Here is a 16,209-nt window from a genome sequence, read left to right as displayed (position 1 = left end):
TGACCATGTCCGACCGCGATCCCGTCAAAGGCCAGGGAGCCCAGTTCAACACACACAACCCGTTTCTCTCCGTCCGATATGTAAAAGAACATATGGAGGGTTTGGATGAAGAAGAAACCATCAACCCGAAAACCGAGTTCCTCACGGAAACGCCGAGAAAGATTGTGAACAAGGTGACCAGTCCGGACATCGGACACGCCCTCTCCATGAATCCTTACCAGGGCTGTGAACACGGGTGCATCTACTGCTATGCACGCAACAGCCACCAGTATTGGGGCTATAGCGCAGGGGTGGATTTCGAGCGGAAGATCATCGTAAAACCCAACGCCCCGGAACTGCTGGAGAAACAATTGAAAAGCAAATCGTGGAAGGTGTCCCCCATCATGCTATCGGGCAATACCGACTGCTACCAGCCCATCGAACGAAAGACGAAGCTCACACGTCGCATGCTGGAAGTGTTGCTGAAGCACCGTCATCCCGTGGGCATCATCACCAAGAATGCACTCATCCTGCGCGACCTCGACCTCCTCACCGAACTCAACAAACACAACCTCGTGCACGTGAACATCAGCCTCACCACTGTGGATGAAGACCTGCGCCGGCGCATGGAACCCCGCACAGCATCCGCCAAACGCCGGCTGGAAGTTGTCTCCACCCTCACGTCAAATAACATCCCCGTGAACGTGATGGTGGCGCCGGTGATACCCGGACTGAACAGCCATGAAATACCTGAACTGGTCAAAGCCGCTGCTGACCACGGTGCGCAATCAGCTGCCTACATCATGGTGCGACTGAACGGTTCAATCAAAGACCTGTTTGAAGACTGGGTACAACAACACTTTCCCGATCGTGCGGAAAAAGTATTGAACCAGGTGAGGGCTTGTCATGGAGGTCAACTGAACGACAGCCGGTGGGGCAAACGCATGAAAGGCGACGGACCCGTGGCGGTATCCATCGCCAACTTGTTCGCAGTAGCACGACGCAAACACATGGCAGGAAGAAAAATGAAACCGCTGAACGTATCCGCATTCAGGAACAGGGGACTGGACCAGCTGGAGTTGTTTTAGCAGGAAGCGGTGTAACGGACCACGGAAAGGATGCAACCTACCTGTATGCCTTGATAAATTTACCCATGAATACCTCCCCTGCTCCATCCGCATATTGGGCACGTACAAAATACAACCCGTTGCTGAGGGCAGTGATATCCAGACTTGATCCCGCACCCGGCGGATACGTCATGACCAGCATACCCGAAGTATTGTAAATGGAAATTTGCATGTCGCCGGTGGTGCCGGTCATCTGCACCTCCAGCCTGTTGGTGATGGGATTGGCAAACAGAAAGGCCTGTTGGTCTTCCATGCTTTCCGAACCAACCGCTACCGTTTTCAGGTCTTCGGATGTTCCGTCGTAATCGGTTTGGCGGAGGCGGTAGTATGAAACGCCGTTGTAAGGGTTGTGATCGTAGGCAGCATAGTATTGTTCGGTGCTGCTGTTTCCGGCGCCCTGCACCTGAGACACGAATGTCCAATGCTTTCCGTCGTCGGATTTCTCAACGGTATAATGGTCGTTGTTGACCTCAGATGCCGACACCCAGTCGAGCCGAACCATGCTTCCGGTCATGCCGGCCCGAAAAGAAACCAATTCGATGGGCAGGGAGATTTCGCTCCCGGATGATGCCACGGCAAACCCATCGCCATCGCCACCTGTATATTGGGCCATGACGGGAAAGCTGATGGAACAACATGCTACCATCATACAGCGTGCGATTCCCTTGCTCCGGATCTTCATATTCCTTTTCATTTATTTACACTTTAAGGTGCGGTGCGTACGCCTCTGCCACCTACGTGTGTGTCGCGGTATGTAGCAGAGTACACAGCAACCCCGCGGTCGGATACACGCAGACTGCTGCTTCCGTTCACACGATCACCTCCACGGAAACCCATGCCCACACAATCAGTAGCCGGCCAGTTGGTAACGTCTGCATCACCGGATGCGTTCAGGGTACCATCACCCTGCGCACCTGTATATGCCCTGCCTGTTGCTTCTCCAACCGTAACCGCCTTTTCCCAAACGTTGCCGCTCATCTCCATGATACCATAGTAAGTTGCGCCTGAAGTGACCCTTCCGGTATTGCTGCCATTCGCAGCGAATATTCCCTGTCGCAGGGGCCCCACGATGCTTCCGTTGGTGGATGAGAATGTGACATTACCGGCAGTGGTGCTGTAGTTGGTGGCAATTCCTTCATTTGCCGAACCCGCATTGCTCAGGGTGTATGCCGACGAAGCGTAGCTGGTGGTTCCCCATGCGCGTTCGTTGGCCACCGGGCTGGCGGTGCCACGGCACGCCTTTTCGAATTCCAGCTCGGTGAAAGGCCGCAATCCGCTCCAGTCCAGATATGCTTTCAGATCATTTGAACTCAGAAAATTGCAGGTGATGTTTTGTCCGTCATCGGACTCATCGCCTGTCCCGTTCCCATTATAATCGCAATAAAAAGTAATGGGTGTGGGACTTGCAGGCAGGGTAGCGTCGCAGCGAATGCCATTCCGGTATTGAACGGTTGTCGAGGGTGAAGGCCCCATCACATATACATCCGTAATGGATGTACCTGACACATTGGTTTGCGTACGCGTGTTCTGTTGGGTGCGCGTGAGGGTGTTCAGAAACGCAACGTACTGTTCCTGACTGACCTCATATTTCATGCAATAGAATGCGGCATATCCTTTCGGAAAAGCTGCCGGTATCGGTCCCGACTGGTCTCCGCTATACGCTGTGGATGGATAGTAGAGATTGCCGCTTGCAGTCCCCACGGTAATTGCGCCTTCACTAGCTACCGAGTAGGTATCCGTGGTGGTGGGGTATTTATAGAATGCACCGTTTTCAGTACCTCCGCTTCCAAGCGCAAATGCTCCCTGGGGGACATACACCATTTCAATGGCATACACGCGAACCTCCACCATGGCATCATCGGCCAGACCGTCAGTACCATAGTCCCACTGCAACTCAACCCCGGTTAAAGAAAAGGTACCCGTACCGTTGGAACTGCGGTAAATAAAAACGCCTTTGCCATCAGAGGGCGTATCAATCGTACTGCCACTGGGAGCCGTGTGTCCGCTGGTGTTCAGTGTGGCATGGTACCAGGTGGTGGAACCCTGCTCCCTGTACTTGACAAACACCCAGGCCGCATCCCAGTTGTTGGGCGCAGAACCGGTTCGCCATGAATTGTCCCAGGAAATATCAAACGACACCATGGTATAGTCGCTCGACGTATTCTGATCGGAAAGTCCAAGATTGGTAACATCAATATTATTAGCTGATGCCCGGAATGACAAAAGACCGGTAATGCTCAGAAAAATAAGCAGACATTTGCGGAACATATACGGAGGTGTTTTTTTATATGCCGTTCCTTAACGCATACAAGTTAATGCTAAATTTCTGTATCTCATAACTTATTCCATAGTTTTTGTGATTCACAACCGGGACAGCAACTTCGGCGCATATGAAAAGAAAGCATATGGAACCGGATACTCCTGGCACAGGAGGAATACCAGTGTGGCGGTCTTTGTCTATATAACAAAACCCTTTTCCATTCGCCTCCCGGTCGGATTCCAATCGCTATTTCAAAAAACCGGATCTCTCGTTCAATAAAAACATCCGGTGGTTGAGCCGGAATGCTGTTTCGTTGTTTCCTTCCAGCCATACCTCCCGACTTGCACTACTCTTGCACCATTAATTCAACCCTAATCACACTTCAATGAAAAGAATTCTTCTATCCGCCGCCTTTCTGATGGGATTGGCACATGTGAACATGGCAGGAACCGTGACCCCGGAACGGGCCCAATCGGTTGCCAGCCATTTTCTGCAATCCGGGCAACCCAATGCCCTTAACAAGGTAGCGCCCAAAGACGCCGTACTGGCGTACACCGAAACCCTGGGCGCCGCAATGAACAATGCCCCCGCATATTATGTCTTCAACGATCCTTCCGGGAAGGGATTTGTCATCGTCGCGGGAGATGACCTGATGGAACCGATTTTGGCATACAGCCGTGAGAGCCGGATTGACATGAACCAACTATCTCCTCCCTTCAAAGCATGGATGAACAGGTACAAGGTCACAGCCCAAAACATGAAGGCCACCCGTCGCGCTGCCTCAGCCGAGGTGCAAAACATGTGGAACGATGCCACCCGTTTAAACTATGCCGGCGTACCGGTTGTGGAACCCCTGATCAGAGCCAGGTGGAACCAGTTCGATCCTTACAACGCCATGTGCCCGGCGCCCGGCGGTTCCACACAAAGGGCTCCGACGGGTTGCGTGGCCACAGCCATGGCACAAATCATGTATTACTGGCGGTATCCGAACACCGGCCAGGGTTCCAAATCCTACACCCCCGACGGCTACCCGAAACAAACCGTTGACTTCAGCAAAACCAGCTACGGCTGGGGATACATGCGCGACATTTACGATCCCGGTCAAACCTATACCCAGACAGAACGAAATTCCGTTGCCACCCTCATGTACCATGCGGGTGTGAGCGTGAGCATGGAATACGGCACAACCAGTGAAGGAAAGGGTTCGGGCAGCAGCGCCAAAACTGCCTCCGCAGCCACCGCCTATGCCAAGTACTTCCGTTACCCGAGTACCACCTCCTATAAAAAACGTTCGAGCTATTCCGTAAGCAGCTGGATCAGCCTGCTGAAGTCGGAGCTGGACCAGTTCAGGCCCATGCAGATCCGTGGCAGCGACCCCGTCAAAGGTGGCGGACATTCATGGGTATGCGACGGATATGACAACCTCAACCTGTTTCATTTCAACTGGGGCTGGGGCGGTCCGGAAGGATACTTCAATATGAGCACCCTCGACTTCACGTTCAAGTCGGATGTAGCCGTGGTCACCGGCATTGAAAAACCCAACCGGCTCACGATCTCAAATGTTACCTCCAGCGTAAATGTGATCTGCTCCGCCAAAACATTCACCTGCTCGGTTCCCAAACAATCCAACATGAGCGGAATATTCTGGACGGTGCCTTCCGGTTGGAAAGTCGGTTCGGTGGTCAGCACAGGTCAGCCCATCCGTGCATCCTTCAGCGTTACCATCTCTACGCCTTCATCTTATTCCCCTACAGGTGGATATGTGGTGATCAGCGCCAGCGGAATAGCCTATTCCGGAGAAAGAACCCTTACGCGCTCGGTATTGATCGGTACCGGCAAACCCAGTTTCACCTATAGAAAAACACTGGATGTGGGTTCCGCAGAACATTGCTTCCTGCCTTCACCCGGCGCTTCCATCCAGTTCCTGGTCAGTGGCAAATGGGTCAGCGGCGATGCGTGCATCGAACTGTTCAACGGCGCCATCAAAACCGTAACGGTAAGAGCTACCAACGGATGCGGAAGCTCAAGTGGTGTCACTTACAAACTCACCAGTCCCATCGATAAACAGATCCTCTATAAAAGCGGAGACGCCATGGAAGAAGCAGCTTTGAGCATTTACCCGAACCCGACGCACGACTACATCCGGATCCGGTCAGCATCGGATATCCAGGGTGTTCGTTGCTTCAACGCCATCGGCGAAATGGTGAACGTGGAATCCAAAGAGAACAACCTCTCGGTGGCCCATCTTCCGAACGGTGTGTACTTCCTGTACATCACCCTGCAGGACGGTCAAAAGGAGATCAGGAAATTCATCAAAGAATAACATCCACCTGTCATTGATAAAAAAGCCGGCTCGAACGAACCGGCTTTTTTGTTTTCATGACCGCTCCCTCCCGCCGATTTCCACCCGATCCTTACGCTTATGTAATGAATGCTACCGGATATGAAGACATCCCCACACGCCCTGTCTCATGATTTATCTTGGACAAGGAAGCATGCCTTCCTTTTGACATGTCCCAGTAAAACCCAGTACCATGTTTCAAAAAATGAGAAATACGTTCAGCAGCTGGATCACGGCGTCGCTGCTGCCTTGGCTGTAACATACAGCATACAGGATACAGCATACAGCATACAGCAAGAGCAAGGGCAAGGGGAACAGTAGGATTGTAGTCAATTGGGCATTCAGGCATTGATTGCGCAATGAACGCCTTCAGGATTTGGTTGGAGGATATCACGCTTGCACCTGCTCTTGCTCTTACCAAGGGTAAGGGTATCGGTTGAAAATTCGGCTTCATGGCATCTCAAATTCCTATATTTGATTGCAGCACAATGTCTCTCACCAATCACGTCATCTTATGATGCACCAGATCATGATCGTACCCAAACCCCAAGTACGCTGCTCATCCAAATATCTGTGTACACTTATTGTGTGTCTGACATCATTCACATGCCAGGCACAGATCGCATGGGAATGGCTCAACCCGCTTCCCCAGGGAAACACCCTGTATGCCTTTGAAATGATAGACACGAATGTCATGTACGCCGCAGGCGACATCGGCACAGTACTCAAAACCACCAACAGCGGACAAAGCTGGCAACTGACACGGCTTGATTCAATGGCACGTGTGAGAGATTTGTTCTTCCGGTCGGAAGAACTGGGATGGGCCGTCACCGAAAAGGGTGATATATTCAAGACCACAAATGGCGGACAGCATTGGATACACCAGTACAAAGCCCCGGGAGAATACCTCAGTGCCATTCATTTCATTGATGACATGAATGGATGGGCTACATCCAGCTTTGAAACCATCCTACATACGGAAGACGGCGGCGAGAACTGGACCGTGCAAGTATCTTCGGGCAACTCGGAAGCCTTCTTGGATATTTTCTTCATTGATTCCCTGAATGGCTGGGCATACGGAACCGGCGGCATCAATCTTCATACCAGCAACGGTGGTAAAAGCTGGCACAACCACCAGTATGTGCCGAGCATGAATTTCAGGAGCATTTCCTTTATTGACGCGCAGTATGGATGGGCCGCTGCAAACAGCAGCATCATGGCCACATCCGACAGTGGCAACACATGGGTTGAACAAACCACCACGAATGGAGCGGCGGCAAATTGCATCCACATAGACCCTGTTTCGAAAAAAGGATGGGCAGGTGTTGGCACCGGTATTTACAGAACAAAAAACGGACTCAAGGGCGGATGGCATCAAATGTCCTTCAGTTGGGCAGACCAAAGCAGGCAAAGAACCAAATACGCCATGGATGCGTCCGACAGCAACCATGTATGGATCGTGGGAAGGAACGGGCAAATGGTTCGCTCCAATACAGGCGGGTTATCTGAAAACACCTGGGACATATTCCCATACACCGGGCTGTTTCAGGGACTGAAGGATTTTTCATTTGCCAACGTGAACCAGGGTTGGTTAATCGACGAAGACAACATCATCTGGAGTACGGACAACGGTGGCAAAGACTGGAACATCTACATTGACCCCGGCCCCACCTTCACATCCGATTTCAATGCCATCGACTTCTACGATGAAAACACCGCGTTGCTTGTAGGCGATAACAATGGCAGCAGTGCGCTTATTTGGTACACATTCAATGGTGCCATCTGGCAAGGAGGAGCCTATTACAATGAATGGCCGCTGCGGGACGGATTCATACTGAACCCCGGGTTTGAAGCGGTTGTGGGAGATAACGGCACCATCGGAATCCTCCGGGACACCTCCGGATGGCATTTCAAATCTTACAGTTCCTATCAATTGCGCTCGGTGTTTTTCGCAGATACGTCAAACGGGTGGACGGTCGGCGAAAACGGCGCCATCCTGCACACATCAAATGGTGGTGACAGTTGGAAGAAACAACCATCTGACACAACTTCTGATCTGAATGATGTGTATTTCACCGATCCCCTGAACGGGTGGGTCGTAGGAAATAACATCGCATTGCACACAAAAGATGGAGGCTATCATTGGGCGCCATCCGGATATTTTGAATATGAAGATTTGAACCGGGTCTATTTCAAAGATCCGGCGAACGGAATTGTCATCTGTGCAACCGGTTCCATTTATGGTACTGCAGACAGCGGGAACACCTGGGTGCGTGAACCGGTCCCCATGACCAATCAGAGTCTGCGTGCCTTCGCTGCAGCAGGAGGTGAATACTGGATACTGGGCGGCGAGAGCATCCTCCTGCACGGGAAAGGAGATTCGTTTGTAGGGATGAAAGAAGCCCTTCCTCACACCAACGACCTCCCAATGATCATTTATCCGGTTCCGTTTCATGACCACGCGGTCATTCAGGTAATGGACCCATCACTGCGCATGGCGTCTGTTCGCCTCTTTGGGATCAATGGCCAGATCATGCAACAGGCAGATCACCTCCTAACCAATCAATACATGATAGGAAATGCAACACTTCCGCCCGGTGCGTATATCGTTCAGGTGACTTTCACCAACCACGTCACATGCTACCGGAAAATGATCAAATACTAATCCGATTCATCAGTTACATGTCTCAAAAACATACAAACGCATCATGCACATCACTTCAACCCGATGCTTCACCCGGGTACGTCCTTGGATAACCCTCATTGCCCTCATGCTGGTTTCAGAAACATTGCCGGCCCAATGTGACCACGGTTATCTGAATGTAGCATCAGCTGATAATGACAATACCGCCATGAGGGGCATGGCTGTTGACAAAAACGGCAATGCATACATGACAGGTGACTTCAACCATACCCTGACCATCGACGGATTCACCAAAAGTTCAACCAAAAAAGAAACCCTGGATATATTCCTTGCCAAGTTCGATCCGCAAGGGAAATGCCTCTGGCTGAAAAGCGCAGGCGGCACATTGGATGACAAAGGATACGATGTGACGGCAGATACCAGCTCTGTATACATCACCGGATCCGCAGGCTTTGCCACTTTCGACTCCCTGATCGTGAACCCCGACAGAAACAACTTCTTCCTCGCAAAATATACCAGCTCCGGTGAACTGCAATGGGTAAGGACCCTGGCCCCCGGTTTCACGGGATTGAAAATCCTCCATAGCAACACCGACAACACCCTATTGGTGGGAGGCTCATTAACCGCAGATACCCTCATATTCGCCGGTGATACCATCCGGAGGGCAGGACGCACGGATATCGGACTTTTTAAATACGATCCGGACGGCAACGAAGTGTGGGGCATGGCCATGGGCGGGCCATCCGATGAAGGAATATGGTATATGGACAATGACAAAGATGACAACATATACCTCACCGGTTCTTTCAAGGACAGCACTACACTCGGAAACTTTCATTTCAACTCGGATGCGGAAGGGGATGGCTACATCACAAAAATTACCAAGGGAGGAAGTGTCGCATGGGCCAAAAAGATTGACATACCCGGTAAACTGATCAATGACTTCTCCATGAAATCCCTGGAAGTGGACGACTATGGAAAAGTGTACCTGACCGGCAAATGTGATTTCCAGGTGGACTTCGGCGGCTGCATCACCTCAAACGTAAAAAGAGGCGCCTTCATCGTGAAGATGGATACAACCGGTCAATGCCTCTCCCTTGAACAACTACCCGATATCGATGTCAATGACATCAAGGCGCCTTCTGACAAAGACCTTATCATCACCGGAACTTATAACCAAACCACAACCGTCTGGGGAGAAACGCTGGCCATGGAAACCGGGCAACCGATCGAAGATCACACCTTCCTCTTTCACACAGATACGGCATACAACGCGGATTGGCTCAGAACTTCAACGGGAGGAAGATTCAGTGCCATCAGGTTGAGTCTCCTCAACAACAACATATACATGGCAGGAGGTTATGGCGGAATGCCGATCTTCCAGGGTTACCAGGTTCCGCAATACGGCAAATATGCGTCCTTCATTGCAAAGGTGAATACCTATGGCGAACTGGTGCCCTCAGATCCGGCCGGACCGGATCAAACGGTGGTGAGCTGCGACAGCGCAACCCTGGGGTTGGTGAACCTGACAACGGACATATACGCCTGGGCGCCGAACATCAACGTAACGGATACGTCATCGGGTATCGTGAAGGCCAGCCCGTTAAACGATACCTGGTACCACCTGTCCATCCAAACACCTCATTGCACCTTCTCCGATTCGGTGCATGTGTCCGTGGTTCCCATCACTGTTTCGGCAATGACCGATACCTCCATCACCTGCGGAAAACTGAATATGTGGGTGTCTACCAATGCCATTGATCCGGGGATTCAGTGGTTGCCATCATCCAAGTTCAACAACAGCACCGTCAGCAACCCGGTTGCCACCCTCACAGACACAACCCTCGTAAGGGTTCAGATCACCAACGGATCCAGGTGTCCCACCGTGGAAGATTCCGTTCAGGTGAACGTGGCGCCCATTCCACAAATAGACATACTCGGCCCTGACACGGTCCACTGCGGACTGCTGACCCTGAATGCAGGAACCGGATATACCTACTACAAGTGGTCGAACGGATCCCTGATACGAACCACAAACGTGGTATACCCCGGCATGTTAAGTCTGGAAGTCAGGGATGATAACGGTTGCCCGATCTTTGATTCGTTGTACGTGAACATCATCCCGGTTCCCAACCTTGACTTGGGCAATGACATCGTCTTATGCGATACACCTTCCGTTTCATTAACACATGGGATCGCAAATCACGCGGCGTATACCTATCTATGGTCCACCGGAGAAACAACCGACACCATCTCGGTCGACACAAGCGGCACATACGGAATCTTAGTGCAGGACACCACCGGGCATTGTAACTTCGCCGATTCCATTCACGTCAGTTTCGGAACCTCACCCAAACCGTCCATTTTGGTGGCAGATAGCGGTGTGACGGGCGTACCCCTTATGTTCATTAATACAACGACAGACCCATATGCTACCTGTCATTGGTATTTCAGTGACGACTGGATCGGCTACCCCTGCTCCGACACGATATATCACACGTTTACAGATCCCGACACATACCGCGTATGCCTGGATGCCTGGGATTTGAACTTCGGATGCAGCAGCTCGACCTGTGATTCCATCCGGGTCTTGACTGGTTTAACAAACTTGGCAGGCCTGAACAACCAAACCCGACTTTTTCCCAACCCTGCAACAGATCACGTCAGCCTCAGTACACTCAATCCCAACCAACCGATTACTTCCGTGGATATTTACCAACCGGATGGCAAGCTGATCCTAGGTACGGATCAACTCCGCAAATCAATTATAAACCTGGATGTAACCCGACTTCCTTCAGGGCTATACATTGTTTTCGCGTACCACGACTCAACCCTTCTGGGCATTCACAAATTCAGTGTACAGCGATAACATACAGCAAGAGCAAGGGCAACAGTTGGATTATAGTCAATTGGGCATTCAGGCATTGATTGCGCAATGAACACCTTCAGGATTTGGGTGGAGCGTATCACTCTTACACTTGCTGTTGCTCTTGCTCATTTCACTTCCGTCCCGTCCTTCATCACGAATGTGACCTTGCGCATGGCAGTGATATCGATGGTGGGGTCACCGTCTACCGCAATGAGATCGGCAAGCAAGTCTTTTTGCACGGAACCCAACCTGTCGGTGAGGTGAAACACTTTTGCATTCACAGAGGTAGCTGAACGAAGTGCGTCCTGCGGCTTCATGCCGTACGCCACCATCAGCTCGAGTTCACGCACATTGTCGCCATGGGGGAACACACCCACATCACCGCCGAAGCAAATCGTAACACCCGACGCCAATGCCAGCGCAAAAGTTTTTTTCTTGTTGGCCACACGCGCCGGATCGGCATCCTCTCCTTTCTTCCAGCCGTTGTATTGTGAGATGGCTTCTCCTGCGGCCAGGGTCGGACAAAGCGCCACGCCTTTCGTTGCCATCAGTTTGAATACGTCAGCCGTTCCTTCATCTCCATGTTCGATGGTCTCCACACCGGCCATGATCGCACGCCGCATGCCTTCTTCCGTGGTGGCGTGTGCCACAACCGGGCGACCACTGCTGCGGGCCGTTTGCACCATCTGCCGGATCTCCTCTTCTGAAAAAGTAGCGCGTGCTTCGCCGTTCACACCCCACCGGTAGTCGGCATATACCTTGATCACGTCCACACCCCCTCCTGCCTGTTCACGAACCACCCGCGTAACACCTTCGATGCCGTCGGCGGTTTGCGCACCGAGGGGTACCTGCATCCCATCACGGAAACCCTTCGGACCATAACTGCCCGTGGCCACGATGGCAGGACCTGCCACCAGCATCCTCGGTCCGGGAATGATGCCCTTTTCAATGGCATGCTTGATGTCCACATCCGCATAACCGGCGCCTTCCGATCCCAGGTCGCGCAAGGTGGTCACACCCGCCATCAGGGATTTCTCCGCATGAACGGCTGCACGGATGGAGCGTTCGGCCACCGACTCTTTCAGCACCTGGTCGTTCCATGAAGTTTCGTTGTAAGGATGCAGGAGGATGTGGCTGTGCCCTTCGATGAGTCCGGGCATGAGGGTCTTTCCTTTCAGCTCGACGGTTTCGGTATGTTCAGGCAGCGTGACACCAGCTTCCGGACCGGCATACGCGATCTTCCGGCCTTCCACCAGCACCACCCAACCGGTGTGCATGCTTGTGCCGTCAAACACCCGATCTGGACGAAGCAGGGTTTGCGAAAAAGCGGGAAGAGACAAAACAATCAGGATCAGGATGAGCAGGCGACGATACATGGCGTGAGGGATTGAAGGGTAAAGATAGAAAACAGCAAGAGCATACGGCAACAGCATACGGCAACAGCATACAGCATACAGAATGGGCGCTTAGGCATTGATGGGACTGAACGCCTTAAGGGTTTAGGTGGAGGGCATCACCCTTGCACTTGCTGTTGCCCTTGCTCAAAACCACCTATCATTCCATCATGGACGAAGCACATCCCAAACAAAAGCCGACCTGATGCTATCCACCTTCAACCTCTGTTGTTCATTGAGTTGAAACGTAGTCGTATCGACTCCTCCGTTTTGTACAATGTCGAGAAACACGTGCCCTACGGGCAGCTCACTTGTCATACAACCACAGGCATACTCAACCAGATCACCATCATCCAGATGCTTCATCAGGATGTCATAGACATGTTTATTTCCTCTGCGCGCAAGACCCTGAAAAGCATAACATCTCACCGCCGGATTGGCATGATCCGTCAAACGAATCAATACATCATCGGAAGCGATCGTGATTAACCTTTGGTATCGTTGAAACTGGCGGGACGACTTCGCACCTAACCCTCCGCTGATGGCGCACTCCACTTTATTGTTCCAGGCCATAACGCGTGTAATCAATCCCGCCTTATTCGAGTTCAACACACATGCTGTCGTGGCCAGCAACACCGCCAGAATGATGATCCGTTCTTTCACCTTTCCCTTCAGCATGTCTTTACGCTTCTGTTGGAGGGTTCGCTTGCCCGCCGTAGCCCTGGCGAAGGAGGGCTGTGTGCAGTATGCTGTTATCCTCTTCCAATTCAAACAGGGTGATCTCCGGGCGCACGTTGAAACGCATCTGGTGCAGGTTGCCCAGGGCACGGTTAATGTAGAGCGTGCGGCCGTCGTACAGATCGATCTCGCCGGCCGAATAGCGTTTGTTCTTTACGGGCAGCACGGGCGGATCAAGGAATGGCGGCTTGAACTGACCACCATGTGTATGTCCCGACAGGATCCATCCCTGGTAGTTGTTCCAAACGTTCATATCGCATACATCCGGATTGTGGCAAAGCGCAATGGTAGGCACATCCGCGATGTAACCGCGCATGGCATCGTGCGGCCTGAAGTTGAGTCCCCAGTAATCATCGAAGCCGATGAAGTTGAGTCCGGCCACATCGTATCCACAGTTTCGTAACACAGGAATGTCATACCATCCGAACACGCGCACGATGTGTTCGGCCACTTCGGGCATCACCCAGTTGATGCCGTAGTCATGGTTGCCAAGAATGGCTACGGTTCCCAGCTTGCCTTTCACCGCGCTTTTCTCCATCACCTCCTCAAGTTGTTTGAGTTGCTGATCGGTGCGGTAGGTGACGTAGTCGCCCGTGTACACCACGATGTCGGGTTGGTAGTCTCGGGCTTTGATGAATGAATCGATAATGAACTGATAGTCGAACTGGTTACCGACGTGGATGTCGCTGATCTGCATGAGGGTTTTGCCGGCCAGTGCGGGCGGCAGGTTTCTGACGGGCATCTTCCTGCGCACGAACTCCAGCCAGAACGGCTCGATCATCTTGGCATACACACCCACCCCTACGCCCATTCCGACGACACTCAGAAATGTATTCCGGATAAAACGCCTTCTCTTCATGTTCCCTTGCCGGCTTGTTGATTGGCCGGATTCCCTGCAAAATTACAGGTTTTCCAAGGAATGAACGTGGATCATCTCCGGTGTTTTCCAAATAATTGTTAAAGGAAGGGGACGCAAGAATCAACGTGTCATTACCCACGATCGGGAAATGAAATCATTGAACCACGATGCGCTTCAGGACATGGCCCTCTTCGGATGCCAACCGCAACAGGTAAACGGCCTTTGGCAGGTCATCGGGAATATCAACGAACAACACATGGTCGCCGGGTGTATCCGATTCAATCAACCTGGTAATCCACATCCGCCCCTGCATATCCAGCAAAGCAATGGAAACCGGAGATGCTTTCCGAAGGGTGTATGACACATTCACACGGTTTGTTGCAGGAATGGGAAACACCCGGACGGATTGGCCGAATGGATCTCCATTGTCCACACCGGTATACGGGTAAATGGTGAGGGTGGTGGTATAGGTCTCATCCAGGGAGTCATTCACGCCGTTGTTGTTGGCTGCAAGAAAAGCGGCATAAAAAGTAATGGCTCCTTCATTCGCAGGTGGGGCCGTCCACTGGAACGACCATTCCCCCAAATTGGTTGATGCCGGAAACGTACCAAAGTACTGGTGCATGACATACCACCTGTCCTGGCAACACCCCCAGGTGGGACGCTGCATACGTACCTTGGAGGTATCGGCCAACACAAACCGGCCGGCATTGCTGTTGTCAAGATTTTTCAACGCTACGATCTGAAAACCGAAGCGGTCCACACCGGCGTGGTAGATGGAAGGTTTGATCGTGTATGTTTGTCCGGGCACATAGTAATTGTTCCCGGCATTGAACAGGATGGCCGGAACACCGGAGCCGGGGTTATCCACCACGCCGACCCCACCATGACAAGCATTGCCACTTTCGCCTCCGCTGCAGGTCTTTTCATCGGGAGCCCCTGTGTTGTAAGGCGGTCCGCCTGCACTTTTCCGGATACCGACCCCTGTAACGATCATCAGGATCGCTGCTGAGAAAATGGTCAGGAGTATTTGCTTTCTGAATCTCATAGGGAGGAAACAACCATGATCTTTTTGAGTGTAATCTCACCCCCACCGTCTTTCATGCGCAACAGGTATACCCCGGGTGCTACATTCAACGGGATGGTTATGCGAACAGAACCGGCATCCACCACCCTGTCCGCTTGCATCATAACACTCTTTCCTTCCAGGGTTAACAGATCCATGGTCACCCGTTGCCGGCGATCCGAAACAAATGACACATGCAGCATGTCTTTAGCCGGAACGGGGTACACCTGGAATTCGCTCAACCCAATCTGATTGGAGATTCCCGTAGCAGCCGGCACCAATGTAAGGGTGGTGGTGTACACCTGGTCGCCGAGGTCGGTGCCATCGTTGTTGGCAGCCACACCAGCCAGGTACAGAGTGATGTCTCCTTCATCGGTTGCGGGGGCGGTCCAGTCGAACTGCCAGCTGTTGGACCCTGTTTGGGGTGCCACGCTTCCTGCATAGGTATAGGTTGCATACCTGCGATCATCAAAGCTGTTGAATCCGGGTACCACCCAGTTTCGATTGGGATCGGTAACGGTGATTGTTCCTGCGTTGGCCTGGTCGCTCTTCCGCAGGGCCACCCATTCGAAACCGAACCGGCTGACATCCTTTTCACTGAGTTCCACCTGAACCGAATACGTTTCACCGGGCACATAAAAACCGGAACCATCACCCACCTGCATGGAAAGGATTCCGGTGCCGGTATTGACTGCATAGGTGGTATGGCATCCGCTGGTGGTGCAATCGTGTTCGCCGGGCGCCCCGGTAGACGATGCGGGCGCTCCGTTGCTTGCCACCCTGCTTGTTGCGGATGTGAGTACGATCACACAAACCACTGCAACACCGGAAAGCCATATGAAGTAACGGCGTATCACAAATAAGTCGGAATTGGTTAAACACACTCCGCAAAACCGGAAACTTCGGTTCCGCACAGACAGGACGCTAATCAA

11 protein-coding genes are annotated in these 16,209 nt (G+C 52.2%); 4 read left to right on the top strand and 7 right to left on the bottom strand.

Annotated elements, in window-relative coordinates:
- The first annotated feature begins 5 nt into the window (after window positions 1–5).
- Complete coding sequence (locus H6585_02795; GenBank protein ID MCB9447257.1) at window positions 6–1,067, top strand: PA0069 family radical SAM protein; 1,062 nt, start codon at window positions 6–8, stop codon at window positions 1,065–1,067.
- 37 nt (window positions 1,068–1,104) lie between these two features.
- Here H6585_02795 and H6585_02790 read toward each other — a convergent pair whose 3' ends face one another.
- On the bottom strand, window positions 1,105–1,800 hold the full coding sequence (locus H6585_02790; GenBank protein MCB9447256.1) for a T9SS type A sorting domain-containing protein: 696 nt from the start codon (window positions 1,798–1,800) through the stop codon (window positions 1,105–1,107).
- Window positions 1,801–1,811: 11 nt separating this feature from the next.
- The gene (locus H6585_02785; GenBank protein MCB9447255.1) at window positions 1,812–3,374 is read right to left on the bottom strand and encodes an SUMF1/EgtB/PvdO family nonheme iron enzyme; all 1,563 of its coding nucleotides are present in this window, start codon (window positions 3,372–3,374) and stop codon (window positions 1,812–1,814) included.
- Window positions 3,375–3,751: 377 nt separating this feature from the next.
- Between H6585_02785 and H6585_02780 the strand changes: the two genes are divergently transcribed.
- From H6585_02780 to H6585_02770, 3 genes are all read left to right on the top strand, one after another.
- Window positions 3,752–5,689 (top strand): thiol protease/hemagglutinin PrtT, encoded by a 1,938-nt coding sequence (locus tag H6585_02780; protein ID MCB9447254.1) that lies wholly within the window; start codon window positions 3,752–3,754, stop codon window positions 5,687–5,689.
- Between the two features lie 532 nt (window positions 5,690–6,221).
- Entirely contained in the window at window positions 6,222–8,372 is a 2,151-nt protein-coding gene (locus tag H6585_02775) for a T9SS type A sorting domain-containing protein (GenBank protein ID MCB9447253.1), read from the top strand.
- 43 nt (window positions 8,373–8,415) lie between these two features.
- Window positions 8,416–11,220, top strand: coding sequence for a T9SS type A sorting domain-containing protein (locus H6585_02770; GenBank protein MCB9447252.1), 2,805 nt, complete (start codon window positions 8,416–8,418; stop codon window positions 11,218–11,220).
- Window positions 11,221–11,345: 125 nt separating this feature from the next.
- Here H6585_02770 and H6585_02765 read toward each other — a convergent pair whose 3' ends face one another.
- The 5 genes from H6585_02765 to H6585_02745 all read right to left on the bottom strand — a co-directional run bounded on the left by H6585_02765 (window position 11,346) and on the right by H6585_02745 (window position 16,134).
- Window positions 11,346–12,596, bottom strand: coding sequence for an amidohydrolase family protein (locus H6585_02765; GenBank protein ID MCB9447251.1), 1,251 nt, complete (start codon window positions 12,594–12,596; stop codon window positions 11,346–11,348).
- A 186-nt stretch (window positions 12,597–12,782) separates the two neighbouring features.
- On the bottom strand, window positions 12,783–13,292 hold the full coding sequence (locus H6585_02760; protein ID MCB9447250.1) for a hypothetical protein: 510 nt from the start codon (window positions 13,290–13,292) through the stop codon (window positions 12,783–12,785).
- A gap of 4 nt (window positions 13,293–13,296) precedes the next feature.
- Complete coding sequence (locus H6585_02755; GenBank protein MCB9447249.1) at window positions 13,297–14,211, bottom strand: metallophosphoesterase; 915 nt, start codon at window positions 14,209–14,211, stop codon at window positions 13,297–13,299.
- 154 nt (window positions 14,212–14,365) lie between these two features.
- Window positions 14,366–15,259: a T9SS type A sorting domain-containing protein gene (locus H6585_02750; GenBank protein ID MCB9447248.1), complete on the bottom strand. Its 894-nt coding sequence runs from the start codon at window positions 15,257–15,259 to the stop codon at window positions 14,366–14,368.
- Window positions 15,256–16,134, bottom strand: a complete 879-nt coding sequence (locus tag H6585_02745; GenBank protein ID MCB9447247.1) for a T9SS type A sorting domain-containing protein — start codon at window positions 16,132–16,134, stop codon at window positions 15,256–15,258. Before H6585_02745 ends, H6585_02750 begins: the two co-directional genes overlap by 4 nt.
- Window positions 16,135–16,209 lie beyond the last annotated feature (75 nt).

It is taken from the genome of Flavobacteriales bacterium, assembly GCA_020635855.1.
In the GTDB taxonomy this organism is placed as follows: domain Bacteria; phylum Bacteroidota; class Bacteroidia; order JACJYZ01; family JACJYZ01; genus JACJYZ01.
The sequence above is the reverse complement of the archived record's forward strand: the minus strand, read 5'-3'. Positions and strand labels throughout refer to the sequence as shown.